The 16,899-nt window shown below is 71.7% G+C and carries 17 protein-coding genes; 5 read left to right on the forward strand and 12 right to left on the reverse strand.

From position 1 onward, the window contains the following. The coding region (locus BUE43_RS30205) for a DNA/RNA non-specific endonuclease (protein ID WP_200797727.1) at positions 1-675 on the forward strand (675 nt) is incomplete at its 5' end. Between the two features lie 177 nt (positions 676-852). On the opposite strand, the gene BUE43_RS30210 is transcribed toward BUE43_RS30205, so the two are convergent. Beyond that, positions 853-1,461 (reverse strand): TetR/AcrR family transcriptional regulator, encoded by a 609-nt coding sequence (locus BUE43_RS30210; RefSeq protein ID WP_073489756.1) that lies wholly within the window; start codon positions 1,459-1,461, stop codon positions 853-855. Positions 1,462-1,558: 97 nt separating this feature from the next. On the opposite strand from BUE43_RS30210, the gene BUE43_RS30215 reads away from it, so the two are divergent. Then, positions 1,559-2,500 carry a CPBP family intramembrane glutamic endopeptidase gene (locus tag BUE43_RS30215; protein WP_143174493.1) on the forward strand — a complete coding sequence of 314 codons (942 nt, stop codon included), beginning with the start codon at positions 1,559-1,561 and terminating at the stop codon, positions 2,498-2,500. Positions 2,501-2,798: 298 nt separating this feature from the next. Here BUE43_RS30215 and BUE43_RS30220 read toward each other — a convergent pair whose 3' ends face one another. The 4 genes from BUE43_RS30220 to BUE43_RS30235 form a co-directional block, all read right to left on the reverse strand. Continuing rightward, on the reverse strand, positions 2,799-3,377 hold the full coding sequence (locus tag BUE43_RS30220) for a class I SAM-dependent methyltransferase (RefSeq protein WP_073489758.1): 579 nt from the start codon (positions 3,375-3,377) through the stop codon (positions 2,799-2,801). Positions 3,378-3,492: 115 nt separating this feature from the next. Further along, complete coding sequence (locus BUE43_RS30225; protein ID WP_200797728.1) at positions 3,493-4,128, reverse strand: response regulator; 636 nt, start codon at positions 4,126-4,128, stop codon at positions 3,493-3,495. Beyond that, positions 4,125-5,177: a sensor histidine kinase gene (locus BUE43_RS30230; RefSeq protein ID WP_073489759.1), complete on the reverse strand. Its 1,053-nt coding sequence runs from the start codon at positions 5,175-5,177 to the stop codon at positions 4,125-4,127. Before BUE43_RS30230 ends, BUE43_RS30225 begins: the two co-directional genes overlap by 4 nt. A 9-nt stretch (positions 5,178-5,186) precedes the next feature. Next, entirely contained in the window at positions 5,187-7,649 is a 2,463-nt protein-coding gene (locus BUE43_RS30235; protein WP_159447813.1) for an alpha/beta fold hydrolase, read from the reverse strand. An 88-nt stretch (positions 7,650-7,737) separates the two neighbouring features. Between BUE43_RS30235 and BUE43_RS34480 the strand changes: the two genes are divergently transcribed. Together BUE43_RS34480 and BUE43_RS30245 are read left to right on the forward strand one after the other, a co-directional pair. Beyond that, positions 7,738-8,328, forward strand: coding sequence for a DUF4097 family beta strand repeat-containing protein (locus BUE43_RS34480; protein ID WP_159447814.1), 591 nt, complete (start codon positions 7,738-7,740; stop codon positions 8,326-8,328). Then, positions 8,306-8,491 carry a hypothetical protein gene (locus tag BUE43_RS30245; RefSeq protein WP_073489762.1) on the forward strand — a complete coding sequence of 62 codons (186 nt, stop codon included), beginning with the start codon at positions 8,306-8,308 and terminating at the stop codon, positions 8,489-8,491. The genes BUE43_RS34480 and BUE43_RS30245 overlap by 23 nt, the downstream gene beginning before the upstream one ends. 158 nt (positions 8,492-8,649) lie before the next feature. On the opposite strand, the gene BUE43_RS30250 is transcribed toward BUE43_RS30245, so the two are convergent. Further along, complete coding sequence (locus tag BUE43_RS30250) at positions 8,650-10,062, reverse strand: alpha-L-fucosidase (RefSeq protein WP_073489763.1); 1,413 nt, start codon at positions 10,060-10,062, stop codon at positions 8,650-8,652. 316 nt (positions 10,063-10,378) lie between these two features. Here BUE43_RS30250 and BUE43_RS30255 point away from each other — a divergent pair, with 316 nt between their 5' ends. Beyond that, positions 10,379-11,734: an erythromycin esterase family protein gene (locus tag BUE43_RS30255; RefSeq protein ID WP_073489764.1), complete on the forward strand. Its 1,356-nt coding sequence runs from the start codon at positions 10,379-10,381 to the stop codon at positions 11,732-11,734. 342 nt (positions 11,735-12,076) lie between these two features. Here the strand turns inward: BUE43_RS30255 and BUE43_RS30260 are convergent, their stop codons facing one another. From BUE43_RS30260 to BUE43_RS30280, 6 genes are all read right to left on the reverse strand, one after another. Continuing rightward, positions 12,077-12,901: an AfsR/SARP family transcriptional regulator gene (locus BUE43_RS30260; RefSeq protein ID WP_073489765.1), complete on the reverse strand. Its 825-nt coding sequence runs from the start codon at positions 12,899-12,901 to the stop codon at positions 12,077-12,079. A gap of 238 nt (positions 12,902-13,139) precedes the next feature. Continuing rightward, positions 13,140-13,268 (reverse strand): hypothetical protein, encoded by a 129-nt coding sequence (locus BUE43_RS35730; RefSeq protein WP_268844460.1) that lies wholly within the window; start codon positions 13,266-13,268, stop codon positions 13,140-13,142. A gap of 21 nt (positions 13,269-13,289) precedes the next feature. Then, positions 13,290-14,519: an amidohydrolase family protein gene (locus BUE43_RS30265; RefSeq protein ID WP_073489766.1), complete on the reverse strand. Its 1,230-nt coding sequence runs from the start codon at positions 14,517-14,519 to the stop codon at positions 13,290-13,292. Positions 14,520-14,525: 6 nt separating this feature from the next. Further along, on the reverse strand, positions 14,526-15,665 hold the full coding sequence (locus BUE43_RS30270; protein ID WP_073489767.1) for an MAB_1171c family putative transporter: 1,140 nt from the start codon (positions 15,663-15,665) through the stop codon (positions 14,526-14,528). Further along, complete coding sequence (locus tag BUE43_RS30275) at positions 15,662-16,207, reverse strand: ImmA/IrrE family metallo-endopeptidase (RefSeq protein WP_234996008.1); 546 nt, start codon at positions 16,205-16,207, stop codon at positions 15,662-15,664. Before BUE43_RS30275 ends, BUE43_RS30270 begins: the two co-directional genes overlap by 4 nt. A 49-nt stretch (positions 16,208-16,256) precedes the next feature. Then, positions 16,257-16,670, reverse strand: a complete 414-nt coding sequence (locus tag BUE43_RS30280) for a helix-turn-helix domain-containing protein (protein WP_234996009.1) — start codon at positions 16,668-16,670, stop codon at positions 16,257-16,259. Positions 16,671-16,899 lie beyond the last annotated feature (229 nt).

The following is a 16,899-nucleotide window of genomic DNA, read 5'->3' on the forward strand; positions in this document are numbered from 1 at the left end:
ACCGTCCACAACCTCACCGTCGCCGACCTGCACACCTACTACGTCATCGCCGCCGGAACCCCGGTCCTGGTCCACAACCAGACCACCTGCCAGGTGATCGACAAGGAGAAGGAAGCCAACAAGGTCGAACCGAAACTCGAACCCCAACCAGGTCCCCGCCTCGATCCGCTCAAGAGCAAGGCGGTGATGGATCCCTGCTTCAACAAGAGCATGCCGGTCGACACGGCGGTGAACGACCCCATGGAGACCTTCCAGTACCTCGGTCAACCCGCGCAACGCGCCAAGGGCGGCACGGTCTGCGTGGCCACGACCACCAAGGAGGACGGGCAACGGGCGACACCCGTGGGATTCCCGCCCAGCGGGTCGCTCAACGGAAACCCCATGGACCGTGGCCACCTCATCGCGGCGCGACTCCACGGCTCCAACAACGTGGACAACATCGTCCCGATGTACCAGAAGGTGAACCGGTCCGACGTCAAGATCATCGAGAACGCGGTCGCCAGGGCGCTGAAGACCAACAAGTCCGTCTACTACCGCGTGTGGGTGCAGTACCCCAGCAACACGGCGGCCATCCCCCAGTGGATCTTCATGGACGCGGTGGGGGACAACGGTTTCCAGTGCAACGCCACCATCGAGAACGTCCCCGGTGGAGCAGCCACCAAGCACAGGTGCTAGCCCCGCCCTGCCGCCGCGAGTCCTCGCCGTGTCAGGAGGAACGATGAACTGCACGGGCCACGAGGGCTGACCGGTCCGGCAAGTCCAGCAGCAGCCCCCGTCGAAGGCGTCTCGACACCTTCGACGGGGGCTGCTCTTGTGAGTTGGTGGTGGAAGTTGTTGTGCTGCCTGGTTGCCCTACTGGTCGGTGGTGGGGGTGGGCTGGAGGCGGCGCAGGTGGTAGTCCAGCAGCTGTCGGATGCGGGTGGGTGGCATCTGGTCGGGGTCGGTGACCGCGTGCAGGGCGATGCCGTCGAACAGGGCCTGCAGCAGGGCGGCCTCGATGTCGAGATCGACGTGCGGGGCGATCTGCCCCGCGGCGGACATCGCGTCGAGCACCTCGCGGCACAGGCGGGCTCCACGGCGGTTGTCCTCGGAGTTGAGGGCCCTGGCTTCGGGGTCGACGAGGACCAGGGACAGGAACGCCACCCAGATCTCGTTCGCCACCTGGGAGTCCGGGTCCGTCGGGAGGAGCCGTTCCAGCTGGGTCAGGCCGCGGGCGCGGGGGTCGGCGGGCAGGTCGGGCGCGTCCAGGCGGCGCTCGGCCTCCTCGGAGATCGCCCGCAGGGCGAAGAGCAGGAGTTCCGCCTGCGTGGAGAAGTAGTACTGGACCGAGCTCGCCGACCAGCCGGCCTGGCGGGCCACGGCGCGGACGGACGCGCCCCCCACGCCCCGTTCGCGGATCACCGCCCAGGTCGCCCTGACCAGCTCCCAGCGGCGCTCCTCGTGGTCAACGATCTTCGGCACGGTCGCTCCTCACCCCTCGGTTCTCCCCCGTGGTCCGCCCCTCCATTGTTTCTGTACAGTTGACCGAAATAAACCCGGGGCGATCGAGGAGGCAGAGATGTCCGCCACACGGGCACCGGCCGGGACGCATGTGACTGGCGCGCCGGCGGCAACCACGCGGGTCTGGGCCCTTGTGCGGGCGCTGTTGGGCGCCTGCGTGATGGCGGTGGCGCTGGGCGCCGCGGCAGCGGTCGGGCAGGCGGTGCACACCCGCACGGGCCTGGCCGGCCTCCCGAGGCAGTGCCTGGTCGCCGTGATCTGCCTGGTGATCGCGGTGTCGTTGATCGCGCTGCTCCGCGGGCGGGTGGACCGGCGACCGATGTCCGGCCTCGGTTTCACGGGCGGCGGTGCGGGACCGCGGTCCTTCGGGCTCGGGGTGCTGGTCACCGCGGGTTCGGCGGCGGTGCTGCTCGGCGCGGGCACGTGGGCGGGCTGGCTGGAGTGGGGACCGCTCACCGCGTCGAAGCTCGTGGAGTTCCTCGTCGTCAACGCGCTGGTCGCGTTCGTCCTGGAGGCGTTCCCGGAGGAACTGGTCTTCCGCGGCTACGTCTACCGCACGCTCAACCAGGCGCTGCGCCGGTGGACGTCCTTCCTCGTCACGATCCTGCTGTTCTGCTTCACCGGAGCCGCGTCGACCGTCGTCCAGTTCGCGGTGGGCACGGTGCTGGGCGAGGACGTGCCGGCGCCCAGCTTCGCGCCGGTCGGCCAGGACCCGGTCGCCTACGCGGTCCTCTTCCCGATCTTCGGCACGGCGCTGCTGGTCGCCAGGATCACCACCGGTTCACTGTGGACGTCGATCGCGCTGCACCTGACCTACCTGACCGTCATCCGCGTCACGTTCGACGGCGAGTCCCGCAACGCCGGCCTGTCGGTGACCGCGACTACCCCGGACGCCTTGGTCCTGGTGCCGGGCTTCCTGCTGTTGACCACGGCGGTCTTCCTGGTGATCTCGCGCCTGCGCGGGCGCCGGGTGGGCTGGCGGGAGCGCGCCCCGGAATAGCCGTCCTGCCAGGAAAACCAGGCCACCACACGGGTGTCGCAAAGTGACTCAGGCGAGCACGGCTTCCACGGCGTGGGCCCGCGGGTTGATCGCTCTGGCGGGCAGGCCGGTGTCCGGCAGGTAGTGCCGGACCAGGTCGGGCGCGGTGAGCAACCGCTGGAGCGACCAGCCCGCGTCGGCCAGGAGGGCGGTCGTGGCCGGTGGTGGCGGGCCGAACGTGACAGGTTCGCCGTGGATCGCCAGGGCGAGCCGGGTGAGGGCGGCCAGGGGGGGCCGGAGCGGTCGGGCGGGGTGGTGCTCAGCCCGAAGTTGACCGCCAGCCGGCTTCCTGGCCGCCGAGTCGGCCCAGCGCGGTCAGCAGCGCTCGCACCCGCCGCTCGCCGAGGTACATGGTCAGGCCCTCGACGGTGAACAGCGCGGGCTCGTCGGTGGCGAGGCCGGCGGCGAGCAGGGCGCGGTCCAGGGGCTCGGTCTCCAGGTCCACCGACCCGAAACGGGGTCCGCCGGCCGGCGCGCGGCGACGTTTGTCGGCCCGGGTGGCGGGGTGGTCGACCTCGAAGAACCGGACGCCGGGCCGGGCCAGCCGCCAGGCGCGGCTGTCGTAACCCGCCGCCAGCACCACGACCTGGCGGACGCCCTGGTCGACGGCGCTCCGCACGGCGTCGTCGTAGAAGCGGGTTCGGGCCGCGACGAGCGTGAACGCGGTCGACCGGCCCCAGCGAGCGAACGGCCGGCGCCGCGGCGCGCGGGCGATCACCGCCCAGCGGGGCCGCAGCATGGTCCGCGCCCACGGGTCGTGCAGAACTCCGGTGTGCGTCAGGTGCGCCCGGGCCAGCGCGACGTTCTGGGCGGTGGCCGAGGGCGTTGACCGTCGCATGGGTCCAGACTGGCACGGCCGCCGCGGACTCCACCGTCTCCCGCACGGCCGTCGGGAGCGCATCGGGGCGCTCGCGCGGAACTGGCGCGAACCTCGGTCCACAGTGGACAACCAGCTAGTCGGCGTTTCCGGTCTCCCACACCCACGCCGCGATCGCCACCCGGTTGCGGGCGCCCGTCTTGCGCTGGATGTTGGCGAGGTGGGTCTTGACCGTGCCGGGGGTGACGAACAGCTCGGCGGCGATCTCGGCGTTGGTCCTCGCCCGCGCGACGAGTCGGGCCACGGCCAGTTCGCGGTCGGTCAGCACGTCGCCGTCGGCGGGCCGCTGCCGGGTGAGGTGGCGGAGCAGCCGCACGGTCAGCTCGGGGCTGACCAGCATCTCCCCGGCGGCGGCCGCCCGCACGCCCTCGATCAGCAGGGTGGGCCCCGACCGCTTCAGCAGGAAGCCGCACGCGCCGTTGCGCAGCGCCGCGTACACGTACTCGTCCAGCCCGAACGTCGTGATCACCACGACCCGCAGCGGGTCGGGCACGTCCGGCCCGGCGAGCTCCCCGGTCACGGCGAGTCCGTCGCGGCGGGGCATGCGGATGTCCACGAGCACCACGTCGGGGCGCAGGACCCTGGCTCGTTCGACGGCCGCGACGCCGTCCGCCGCCTCGCCGACCACACGCACGTCGGGCGCCGAGTCGAGGATGCGCCGCAGGTTGTGCCGCACCATCTCCTGGTCGTCGGCGATCAGCACCCGGATCACGTCGGCACCACCGCCCGCACCGTCCAGCCGTGCGGCCGGGCGGGGCCGGCGGTCAGCCTGCCGTCCACCGCGGCGACCCAGTCGGCCAACGCCGCGAGCCCCGTGCCGCCGGCCCGCCGCCGCCTCGGCGAGCGGGCGACGCCGTCGTCGGTCACCTCGACCACCACGTCCGCGCCGGCACGTGCCACCCTGACCAGCACGGTCGACGCGGTGGGCGCGTGCCGCCGCACGTTGGTGAGCGCCTCGACCACCACGCGGTGGACAGTCGCCACGATCTCCGGCCGCGGCGGGTCGAGATCGGCGATCTCGCAGGCGACCCGGGCCCGACTGCTCTCGGTGAACCGCTCGACGACCGCGCCGACCTCGGCGAGCGTCACCGCCTGGTCCGCGGTGGGTCCGCCGGTGGCGGGCTCGTCGGTGGCGGAGCGCAGCAGCCGCAACGCGCGGTCCATCGCGTCCAGCCCTCGCGTCCCCGCCTCCTCGATCTGGCGCAGCGTGCGGGTCTGGTCCGTCCCGTCGAGCTGCCCGGCCTGCGCGGCGAGCACGATTCCGGTCATCTCGTGCGCGAGCCAGTCGTGCAGGTCCCTGGCCAGCCGCAGCCGCTGTTCCCGCCGGGCGGCGGTGACCGACCGGACCCGCTCCCGGTCCAGCGACCGCAGGTAGGCGCCCAACGCGACCGCCGCGGCGGCCATCAGGGCCCACACCGCACACAGGGCGACGATCTCGCCCGGTGGGGAGGGCGGTGTGAGCCACAGGCCGATCCGCAGGGGCGAACCAGCGACGGCGACGACTCCGATCACGGCCGTGGTCACGGCGGTGCGCGGCGGTGGCCGGCGCACGACCTGGGCGAGCACGCAGAGCTGTCCGGCGGTCTCCAGCAGGAGCCAGCCGGCGCCGGCGTTGTCGCCAGGACCCCGATAGGCAGCGGTGACCACAATGGACAGTCCGAAGGCGACACTTGCCCCTCGGGTCAGGTGTCGGGGCCACCAGAAGGCGCCGCCGGGCGCGGCGGCCACCGCGACGACCGCCGAGACCACGAGCCAGAACACGAACCCTCCCTATCGCGCCGCGCACAACGCGGTGTCCACCGCGCCGAGCATCGCGTCCGACTGGGCACGGGTGGCCGGTGACGTGGTGATCACGATACTGACCTGGCGACCGTCGGCGGTGGCGCCTTCGCGGGTCTGGTAGCCGAGCCCGCTGCCCCCGTGCGTCCAGTACTCGCCGCCGCACGACAGCGGCATCCGGATGAGGCCGAGGCCGTACTCCGCGCCGGGCATCAGGTCGGCCGGCACCGTGCGGTGCATCTCGGCGAGCTGCTCCGGCGGCAGCAACCCGCCACCCAGCAGCGCGGCGAAGAAGGTGTTCAGATCGCCCACTGTGGACACCGCCTCGCCACCCGCCCACACCATGGACGGGTTGACCATCGTGACGTCGATCCGCCGGCCGGAGGCGCTGATCCTGCCCTCGTCGTCGAGGTGCGCGTAACCGCGGGCGTGCTGGCCGCGCGGCGTGGCCTCGTCGCCGGGCAGGGACGTGTCCCCCATGCCGAGCGGGCGCAGGATCCGGTTCTCGACCTCGGACGCGTACCGGTGCCCGGTGACCTTCTCGATGATCATTCCGGCGACCACGTAGTTGGTGGTCGAGTAGTCGAACTTGGTGCCAGGACGGGAAAGCCGGGGTCGGGACACGGCGTCGGCGACCAACTCCTGCGGAGTGTGGTGGTCGAGGCGATGGCGCGAGTAGCCGCCGGGCTCGAACACCGCGGAGTCGAAGTCCGGCAGCCCGCTGGTGTGCTGGAGCAACTGCCGGACCGTGATCTCCCGGCCGTCGTTGCCGTTGGCGCGGATGAGGTCGGGCAGGTACCGCTCGACCGGGGCGTCCAGCTCGACCCGGCGCTCGGCGACCAGCTGGAGGACCACCACGGCCACGAACGCCTTGGTGTTGCTGAAGACCCGCACCCGGTCGCTCGCCAGCATGGGACGGCCGGTGGCGACGTCGGCGACCCCGCTCTGGAACCGGGCCACTCCGGTGGAGTCGCGGACCTCGGCGGCGGCGCCCGGCGCGCCCTCGACCCCGGTGAGGTGTGCGAGCTCCCCGGCCAGGGCGGCGTGCCGGTCGGGGCAGGTCAGGTCCGGCGGCCGGACGCCGTGCACGAGGAAGTCGGTGCCGATCCGCTGGGCGCAGGCGTTCTCGCCGAACAGGTAGGCGCCGTGCCCGCCGTGGTCGACGCTGACGAGTCGGGCCCGGTCGCCGTACTGCCGGCGCAGCGCGGTCGCGGCGCCGTGGGTGGTCGCCGGGTCGCGGAGGTTGTTGACCAGCAGGATGTTCGGCCGGCCCTCCGGGTTGGCCTTCACGGGCGCGTCGATCGGCTTGTGCGCCCAGAACGCGCAGGGCCAGATCGCGGAGCCCGCCCCGCCGGTCAGGGGGTAGCGCCGGGCGTCGGCCTCCGCCTCCGTGGCGTAGAGCTCCGGGTTCCTCGGGGAGGCGACGTCCCCGCAGAACACACCGAGCTCGGCGGAGGCGTCGTTGTCGTCGTCGTACCAGACTCCCAACTTGTTGCCGACCTCGGCGGCGGCCGGGCCGTCACCGTCGCGGGCGGCCGTCATCATGCGGGCGACGAGCGGGAACGTCTCGTCCCGGTAGAGGGCGGAGAACAGGGTGATGCGCAGGTGGCTGCCGGTCAGGGCGCCGCTGGGGGTGGCGAGCGGCGCCTGGTCGAGTTTCCGGACCAGGTCGAGGAACTCGCGCTGGAGGTCGGCCCGGTCCCGCCGGAGGAAGGCGGCCAGGTCGTTGAACCGGACGTCCACCCCGGTGGTCATGGCGTCGCGGAAGGCGCCGCGCCACGCGGCGGTGGGGTCGACGTTGCTGTCGAGCAACACCCGGTCGACGCGGCCGGGGAACAACATGTCGTAGGCGACGCCGACGTAGGTGCCGTAGGAGACGCCGAAGTAGCTGACCCGCCGCTCGCCGAGCGCGGCCCTGATCCGGTCGACGTCCCTGGCGACGTTGGCGGTCCCCATGAACGGCATGAGTTTCTGGCCGGCGCACTTCTGGGCGATCCGCTCGGCGCGCTGCCGCATCGCGGGCTCGCCACCCGGCAGCGGCCAGGGGAAGGTGAACTGCTCCGACGGCTCCAGTCCACATCGGACAGGTGCGCTGGTGCCGAAGCCGCGCTGGTCGAAACTCACGATGTCGTAGGCGTCGAGCACGCTCCTCGGCAGCAGCTTGTCGACGGACGCGGCGTTGTCGAGGTGTGGTCCTGGCCCGCCCTGGTGCATGATCAGGGTGCCGCGGCGCAGGTCGGGGCGGGTGCTGGTGCGCCGGGAGATCTGGATGTCGATCTTCGGGCCGTTCGGGTTCCGGTAGTCGGTCGGCACGGGGACGGTCGCGCACTGGACGGGGCCCTCGAACGGGCAGTCCCGCCACTTCACGCTCGCGGCCTCCGCGGCCGTGGCGGGGGCCGCGAGCACTGCGGCGGCGCTGGCCGCGACCGCGAGCACGGACAGTGTTCTTCGCATGCGTCCCAGGCTGCTGAGGACGGGATCGCCAGACCATCTGCCTTTCGGCAGATACCGGCTTCGGGGCGCACTCGGCAGCATCGACCCCATGGGCGGGATCATCAGGGGCATCCCTCGTACGGCAGCACTCGCGGCGGTGCTCGTGATCAGCGGTTGCCGCATCGGTGACGTCGGCGTCACACCGGTCAACGACAGCCGGGCCTTCGACCTCCCCGGCCAGGAGCTGACGATCGACTCGACCAGCGATCTTCGTCTCGTTCCCGGCCACGGTCGGGCTTTGAGGGTGTCACGCCGGCTCACCGGGATGGCGGCGGAGGAGGGCAACGCGTCGTGGGCGCTCGACGGAAGCACGTTGCGGCTGACCGCCAAGTGCAGGGGACTGGTCATCGAATGCGGCAGTCACTACACGGTCGAAGTGCCGGCGAACGTAGCTGTGTCCGTGCGGACCGAGGGAGCGGAGGTCAGCGCGGACGGTCTGCCCAACGCGCTGACGGTGCGGACCGGGACCGGTCACATCCGGGCCGCGAAGACCTCCGGAACCCTGAGGCTCAGCTCCGGGACCGGCGACGTCGCCGTCGACGAGAGCGCTTCGTCCGATGTGGAGGTTCACAGCCGACAGGCCCGCCACACCCTGGCCTTCGCCACCGCGCCGCGTGGTGGCGAGCACCCGCGACGGTGACGTCTCCCTCGTTCTCCCCGGGGATGACACCCGCTACCTGATCGCGGCGTCGGCCCAGCGGGAGGACAGGTCCCGCGTCGAGGTCGAGAGCTTTCCGGACGCCGGGAACCAGATCACCGTGGAGAGCCCGGGCGGCCAGGTGCGGATCACCAAACGCGGGTAGCGGTGGTCGGTGCTGGCTCCGAGGGATTCCTCCGCTCCACTTAGGACACCGTGGGTTCAGTGCAGACCAAAACAAACCAACCTGACCGCTCACCGACGCCCTGCCCGCGCCCTGGAGCTACCCGGGGCGCGGGCCGCGTCGATGGCACTGTTGTCGGGTCAGTCGACGGGGTCGGTCACCGCCTCACGCGGGCTGATGTGGAGGCTGAGGGCGGCTTCGGGCGCGGGTGGCGCTGGCAACTGGACGCGGGTGCCGTGGGGCGAGCTCTGCCAGGGTAGTGGGTGTGGGCAGGCGCCGAGCTGGACAGTGGCTCCTGGCTGGAGGCGGACGTCGAGGTCGATGGTCGTGCCTCGGGGAGTTCCCAGCACGAGGGCGTGGAGCACCTCTCGTGAGGCGGTGTAGCGGACGGGCAGTCCTTCGGTGGTGATGCCCTTGGCGCGGTGCCAGGGGCGTGTGCCGTAGATGGCGTCGCCGTGGGTGGCCAGCCAGTCGCCGAGGTCGACGAGCCGCTGTGCCTGTTCGGGCGGGATGTCGCCGCTGCCGGTGGGGCCGACGTTGAGGAGCAGGTTCCCGCCCCCGGCGACGGTGTCGATCAGGAGGTGGATCAGCTGGGTGGAGCTGAGGTAGCTGTCCTCGGTTTCGAGCTGGTTGTAGCCGAAGGAGGTGCCGATGCCGCGGCACGCTTCCCATTTGCGGGCGGCGGGTTTCGTGTCGTTGGAGTACTCGCGGGTGTCGAAGTCGGCGTGGAGTTGGCCGTCGTGTTGGCGGGGGATGTCGAAGCGGTCGTTGACGACGCCGTCGGGCACCTGCTGGTAGTAGGTCCGGAACAGCGCTTCGGCGTCGAGGTTGGGCAGGAGGCAGTAGTCGTTCCACAGCACGCTGGGCTGGTAGCGGGTGATCAGCTCGCGCCAGTGCGCGTCGGTGTAGGCGTGGTAGGCGTCGCTGGTGGGCATCGCCCGGACGAAGCTCTCGTCGTCGGTGACGGGCAGCCCCCCGAACGTCCAGTCCAGTCCCTCGGCGTAGTAGGCCCCGAAGCGGAGTCCGTGGCACCGGACGGCGTCGGCGAGCTCGCCCACCACGTCCCGCCCGGCCTGCCAGCCCTCCTGGTGGGGGTTGGGGTGGTCGCTGGGCCAGAGCAGGAAACCGTCCTCGGTCTTGGTGGTCAGCACGACGTACCGCGCCCCGGCCCGCGCGAACAGCCGCGCCCAGGACTCGGGCTCCCAGGCGGGGAGCGTCTGGTCCCGGAACTGCTCGACGAAGGCGGAGTACGGCAGGTCCCCGTAGTGCTCGGCGTGGTACCTGCTGGTCTCGCTTCCCGGGACGGCCATCGTGTTCTGGTACGTCTCGGCGTAGGGCAGGGTGCGCCAGAACTGCCGCTGTTGCCAGCGGGGCACGTTCGGCCCCCGGTCCTGGAGGCCCTGAACCAGGTGGACCGGTGCGAAGGCGGGGATCGCCGCGGCGGTCCAGTGGATGAAGATCCCCAGCTTGGCGTCGTCGAACCAGGGTGGCAGCGGCCGGGCGGGCGGGGCCTCGGCGGCTGGTGCGACGGGCTGCTCCGGCTCGTGGGTCATCGGGTTTCCCCCTCGTCGTCAGTGTCCACAGTGGACTCGGTGGCGATCCGGCCGTCGGCGCCTCGGCTGTCCGCGGCCCGACGACCGGCGGTCCCGGTGGTCATCGTTCCGCTGTCCGGGGTTCCGCGCTGGGTGTTTCGCCGTGGACGCCCGGTCTCTGGCGATGGTGCGTTCGGGCAGCGCTCCTGCCCGAACGCGCCAGGGGGCGAGGTGGGGGAGACCCGAGGACGAAGCCGGCAGTTGCCTCCAGCGCGCGACAGGGGTGGCGCGGCGAGGATTTCCCTCGGAAGCGCGGCACGACGAAAGGGACGAACGGATGAGGGATCGGAAGCACTTCCGGCGCAGGGGAGTCCTGGCGGCGTCGGTGATCGCGGTGGGCGCGGTGCTCGCCCCCGCGGTGGCCCACGCGGCCCCGGCCGGGACGGCCGACTCCGCCGGGGTGCGGCGGAACCCGGTCCACGCGCTGGTCCTGGCGGCTCACCCGCTGCTGTCGACCGAGCCCGGCGGGAACACGGCGGACCTGCGCGCCCTGGGCGCGATGATCGGTGACGCCGGGGTCGTCGGCCTCGGTGAGGCGACCCACGGCTCACACGAGTTCTTCGCCATGAAGGAGCGGGTCTTCCGCTACCTGGTGGAGGAGCGGGGCTTCACCACCTTCGCCCTGGAGCTGAGCTGGTCGGCGGGGGTCAGGATCGACGACTACCTCCGGACCGGCAGGGGCGACGCCCGCCAGGTCGCGAAGGAGGCGCTGGCCAACTCCCCGTGGGACCGCGAGGAGTTCGTGAGCCTCATCCAGTGGATGCGGGGCCACAACCAGCGCCACCCCGACCGGCCGGTGCGCTTCATGGGCGATGACATCGGCGCGCCGTCGGTGACCGACGACTTCTTCGGCCGGGTGACCGACCACGTGCGGCAGCACAACCCGGAAGCGCTGCCCCGGCTCAACGAGCTCTACACCGGCCTGCGGCCGATCGACGACGCCTTCGCCTACCTGCGCAAGCCGCTTGAGGAGCGGCAGCGGCTGGCGGCCAGGGCGCAGCAGGCCCTGGAACTGGTCAGCGGCCTCGGGAACTCCGGCGGAGACGCGTGGGCGTGGGTTGAGCAGCACGCCCGGTTCATCGCGCAGACCGCCCAGTTCCTCACCATCGACGTGACCAACCCGGCGTCGGTGACCGCCTCCGAGCGTTTCCGCGACGAGGTGATGGCCCAGAACGTCATCTGGTGGCAGCGGCGCACCGGCCACAAGATGTTGCTGTCGGCGCACAACGGGCATGTCGGCTACGTCAGCAGCCAGCCCCAGGTCTACCCCAGGACGCAGGGGTCGCTTCTGCGCGACGCGCTGGGCAGGAGCTACCGCCCCATCGGCTTCACCTTCAACCGGGGTTCGTTCCTGTCGAAGGACGCGTCCCTCAACAGTGACTGGAAGAAGTTCACCGTGGGACCCGCCGAGCGCGGCATGAACGAGCACACCCTCGACCGGGTTCCCCACCGGAACTACTACCTGGACATGCGCACTGCTCCGGCCAGCGCGCGTGCGTGGTTGGACATCGCTCGGCCGACGCGGGACTTCGGGTCGAGCTACCCGGCGGAGCCCGGCACGGTCGCGCTCGGCCGCGCCTTCGACGTCCTCATCCACCTCCACGAGGTCCGGGAGGCCCGGCCGAGGACCTGAGCTCTGGTCTCCGCACGAGTTGACTGACACGTCCTGAGCTCGGCGGGGAGGACGGCCGCGTCGCCGTCCTCCCCGCCGAGTACCCCGCCTCCGCGGGTTGGGCGGTCATCTCTGCGGGACGGACAGATCGCCGTGGTTCGCCGCTCCTCTCCGTCATCTGTCCACAGTGGACCGGCGAGGCGCTGTGCCCTCTTCCCACCAGACGTCGTCCCCGTGACGGTGGAGTTGGCGGTGGGGGTCACCGTCCCGTGATCCCCACCGCCAACGGCGAAGAGTGCCGCCGCGTCAGGCGGGCGCTCCTCTCACTCCGTCGCCGCGTCGCCGCGTCACTGGGGCACCACGTCACCGCGTGGGGTCGAACATGCGCGTGGCACGGGAGAACAGCAGCTTCCGCTGCGGGTTCGGGACCGTCTCCAGGGTGGGGTCCGCCGCGAGGATGGCCTGCCGGAGCCGCTGCACCGAGGGTGACGGCTCGACGCCGAGTTCGCGAACCACGTCGTCCCGGAGGCGGCGGAAGACCGCGAGCGCCTCGGCGCCGCGCCCGGATCGGTGCAGCGCCACCATGAACTGGGCGTGGACGCGTTCGTTCAGGGGGAACTGGGCGACGAGTGCGGTCAGCTCGGCCAGCAGTTCCCGGTGTCGTCCCAGCTGGAGCTCCGCGTCGACGCACTGCTCCAGCGCGGTCAGGCGTCGCTGTTCCAGCGACAGGACCCGGGGTTCGACGACGTTCCCGGCCTCGACGTCGGCGAGCGCGGACCCCCGCCACAGGGCGAGTGCGGAGCGGAGAGCGCGGCTGGCGCCGGCGTGGTCGGCGTGTTCCAGCTTTCGGTCTCCGTCCTCGGCCTGCCGCAGGAACAGGCTGAGGTCGTGGTCGTCCGGGTCGACCCTGAGCTGGTAACCGTTCTCCTCGGCGACGAGCAGTTGTTCACCACCACGGGAAAGACCCGCCAGCAGCTCGCGCACCCGAACGACGTGGTCCTGGAGTGCCGTGGCGGCGCCCGGTGGCGGAGCGTGCCCCCAGACCTCCTCGACCAACAGCTCTCTCGGGACGACCCGGTTCCAGTTCAACAGCAGCAGTGCCAGGACCTTTCGCGGCTTCGACGCCGGAAGAACCCGGGCGACCTCCACGTCGTCCAGGCGCAGATCCCCAAGAACCTGTACCTTCATCGACCAACCCCCCTCAATCTCTGGAATCCCAACGGTTCTGGCTCGTACGTCGTGGTGGAGCCGCTCGCCTGACCGTTCACCGGCGAGGGCGGTGGAGAAACCGGACGCCCTGCGTTCCCGGGCGTTTCCCCCTCGGTTCTCCGCTCCTCGCGACCACGTCGACCGGTCCCGACCGGAGGTCAGGACCGGACGCGGTGGTCCCAGCCGCGTGCCTTCGCCATGCTCCCCAGCAGAACTCTCACACCAGCAGCACGCTCACGACAGGCTCGGCGTTGTCGTCCAGCCCTGACAGATCGGCACAGCCGCCCCGGTCGCGGATCGCGTCGCCGAGCGCGCCCCGCCCCGGGTGGGCCACGGCTTCGGGCACGCCGCCAGCAGGACACGACCATCACGACGGGTCGGACGGTTGGGCCCGTAGGGTCCGCGACAGGTCGATGTTCAGCCGTCCGCGGGAGAACACCGCGCGCACCTCGCGGAGAGCGGCGAGGCTGGCCAGGGGATCGCCGTCGACGACGAGGATGTCCGCGTCGTAGCCGGGGGCCAGTCGCCCCAGGTGGTCCCCGTGCCCCAGGACGGAGGCGTTGTTGGCGGTGGTCAGCTCGATGATCCGCTCCCGGGGGAAACCGATGTGCTCGTACACCTCCAGCCCCAGGGTCAGGGCGTCGAAGGTGCTGCCGGACAGGCCGGAGTCGGTGCCGACGGCCAGGGGGACGCCGTGGGCGTCCAACCAGGAGATCCGCCGGTACCGGCGCCAGGCGTAGTCGGCGTCCCTGGCGAACGCCGCCCGCCAGTGCAGCGAGGTCTCCACGCACGCGGCGATGCCGTCCCTGGCCATCGCGACGGCGAGGTCCTCGCGGTGCTCGTACTCGAACTCGCGCTGCGAGTCGAAGAACGTGCAGTGTTCGATGGTGTTCGCCCCGGCCGCGACCGCGGCGGCGATCGACCCGGTGCCGTGCGCGTGCGCGGCGACCGGCAGGCCGTGCCGGGCCGCCTCGTCGACCACCACGCGCAGCTGCTCGGTGGTGAACTGCGGCTCCCACATGGCGGCTCCGCCCGGGGTGATCGAGCCGCCGCTGGCCATGACCTTGATGACGTCGGCGCCCAGCTCGGCGTTGCGGCGCACCCGGGCGCGGATCTGCTCCTCGCCGTCGACCTCGCCCCCGAAGAACCAGCAGTGTCCACCCGGGACGGTCACCGGCGGGCCGGAGGCGAGGATGCGCGGGCCGACGCGCGAACCGCCCTCGATCTCCCCGCGCAGCGAGAAGATCAGCCCGTCGCGGTCTCCCAGATCGCGGACGGTCGTGACCCCGGCGTGGAGTGCCTGCGCGGCGCGGGCGGCCATTCCCCGCAGGACCGTGTCGTCGTCGGCCTCGATCAGCGCGTTGACCGGGTTCTCGCTGGCGTCCAGCGCCAGGTGCACGTGCGCGTCGATGAGTCCGGGCAGGATCGTGGCGCCGGCGTACTCCACCCACGCCGTTCCGGCCGGGGCGCGGCGCTCGATCTCGCGCCGGGCGCCCACCGCGCGGATGGTGGCGTCCTCGATCAGGACCGCGCCGTTGTCGATCCGGTGACCGGCCGGTCCCGGCAGTACCTGGTCCGCGGTGATGGCCTGGAGCACGTGACCTCACTTCTCCGAGGAGGGGTGTTGGTGGTGGGGGTGGGCCAGGGCGCGCGAGAGCGCGAGGAGGTGGCCCACGTCGTCGTGGAACGCCGGCGAGGGAGGGGCGATGAGGACCGCGCGCTTCTCGCCGGCCTGCCGCTCGCCGCGACGCAGCCGCACGGCTTCACGCACCGCGGCGGCCTGTTCGGTCGGCGGCGCGTCGTGGCTCCAGCCCGCCCCTTCCAGGTAGGGGCTGAGCTGGACCAGGCCGTCGCGGATCTCCACGTAGCGGCGCCAGAAGCGGTGGTGGACGCGCCACAGCTGCCACCGCTCCCGCCGGGCGGAGACGTGCCGGTCCAGTTGCGCGGCGGGGAACTCCCGGTGCAGGAGCTCCCACAGCGGCCGCAGGGCGAGGAAGTCCCGGCGCTGACGCCACCAGAGCGTCGCCTGGGCGGTGCCGGTCAGCAGCAGCGCGGCGAGCAGGCCCACCACCACCAGGAACCCCGACGCGGCGAGGAGGTTGAGGGCCACCCGGGGCACCCACTCCACCTTCGGGCCGCCGAGCCACCGGCTGGCCATCAGGACGGCGCGTGCCGCCGACGCCGCGGCCCCGAGGCCCAGGCCGACCGCGATCACGGCCAAGCCCACCCGCAGGCGCCAGCCCGACTCCCCGGCGTAGCGCCACCCCCACCGCGCCCCCTGGGAGAGGAGGTGGACGAAGTAGAGGTTGCCCAGCACGTAGAACGCCACGATCGGCAGGACGGTCGGCCGCTCCAGCGTGCCGCCGAAGGAGTGGTCACGCAGTTCCGGCGGGGTCGCCCACATCAGGGCCACCACGGTCGCCGACATGGCCGCCAGCAGGACGAGTTCCCGGCGCGCCCGTCGCCGGAGGTCCGGCTCGCCGCCGGCCAGGAGGAAGAACAGGCCCAGCCCCAGGTACTTCGCGAACAGCATGAGGTTGGTGGCCAGCTTGGGCAGGCCCCGCCCGCCCCCGTGCGCGGCCACCTCGGTGGCCAGGTGGTCGAGGTGGACGCTGAAGAACTCCAGCAGCAGACAGGACACCAGCGCCCACAGCGCCGCGTTGCGCGGGGTGCGGGCCAGCCGGTAGAGGAAGACCACCAGCGCGACGGCCACGACGTACTCGCCGCCGGGGAACTCGCTCACAACCACCGCCGGTCGCTCAGCGTGGCCTGCAACCGTCGCGCCTGCTCCGACCGGGCGGGCAGCGTCAGCGCCCGGTGCCTGGTCGTGGTCTCCAGCAGCAGCGTGGCCACCACCTCGGCCTCGCGCTCCTGCTGGTCGTCGTAGCTGGTGCGGCGCAACGCCCGGCGGATCCGGTCCGGCGGGATGTCGGGCATCAACTCGCGCCAGACCTCGTCGTCATCCTCGTCCGAATGGTGCCCGGCCAGCATGTGCCCCAACTCGTGGGCGATGATGTGCTGCTGGTGCGTCGGGGTGGTTTCGGACTGGTAGACGATGTAGTCCGCGGCGGGATTGCCCAGCCACAACCCGAACGGTGTGGGCACGGTCAGCGAGTAGGGCAGTAAATGGATCGGTTTGCCCCGCCGCCGGGACAGACGTGCGCAGACCTCCGCCATGTCGGCCGGTCCGTCGATGCCGGATGCCTCGAACTCCCGGCGTAATCGTCTTCGGAGTCGCGCCTCACCGGCATAACGCCGCGCGTGTTCCCGAAACGCGCCCAGCACTGGACCACCCCTCCCCGAGTCGTCACCTGTGGAATCTCAGCGGGTGAGCTCACGTGTCGTCGTCGACCGCGTCACCGCGCTGCTTTTCGAAGTCGATGTAGGCGATCACCCTGCTCAGCTGTCCGCGACTGAGCCCCCGCGCGCGGTGGGCGATCTTCCGGACGGCGTTGTCCCCGAGCGCCGCGAGGAGTTCGTACTGCTGGTTGAGCTCGCGGCCGCGTTCGCTGTCGCTGAAGTAGTCCAGTGGCACCTGGAAGAAGTCCGCGAGCGCCCGCACCAGGGCGTGGCTCGGCTCGGACTTGCCCCTGAGCAGGTCGTACAGGTATCCCCTCGACACCTTGTGCCCCCGCTGGGTGACCTCCTCGGCCACCTCCCGCGGGGTGAACCTCGTGCCGTCCGCGCGGCTGACCGTGTCGAACAGGCGCCGGAGCTGCGTCGCGAATGTGTCGCCATGCGCGGACACCGCCTCCACCTCCCTGCGGGACAGGAACACCTGACCCCGTGGCACCCCCAGAGTCGGAGAAAGCTGACGCGAAGGCCCCGTGACCCGGTCTGCGCGCAGCGCGGTCAACCATATCGGACTGAATATGACCGCCACTCGTCCATTCGAGCGAAGTTGATCTCAGCTTGGCATCGGGCGGCGAGGAGATGGGCCGCGCGGCGGTGTGCGCGGGAAAGCGGTGGTTCCACAG

The sequence above is a fragment of the Streptoalloteichus hindustanus genome, from assembly GCF_900129375.1.
GTDB lineage: Bacteria > Actinomycetota > Actinomycetes > Mycobacteriales > Pseudonocardiaceae > Streptoalloteichus > Streptoalloteichus hindustanus.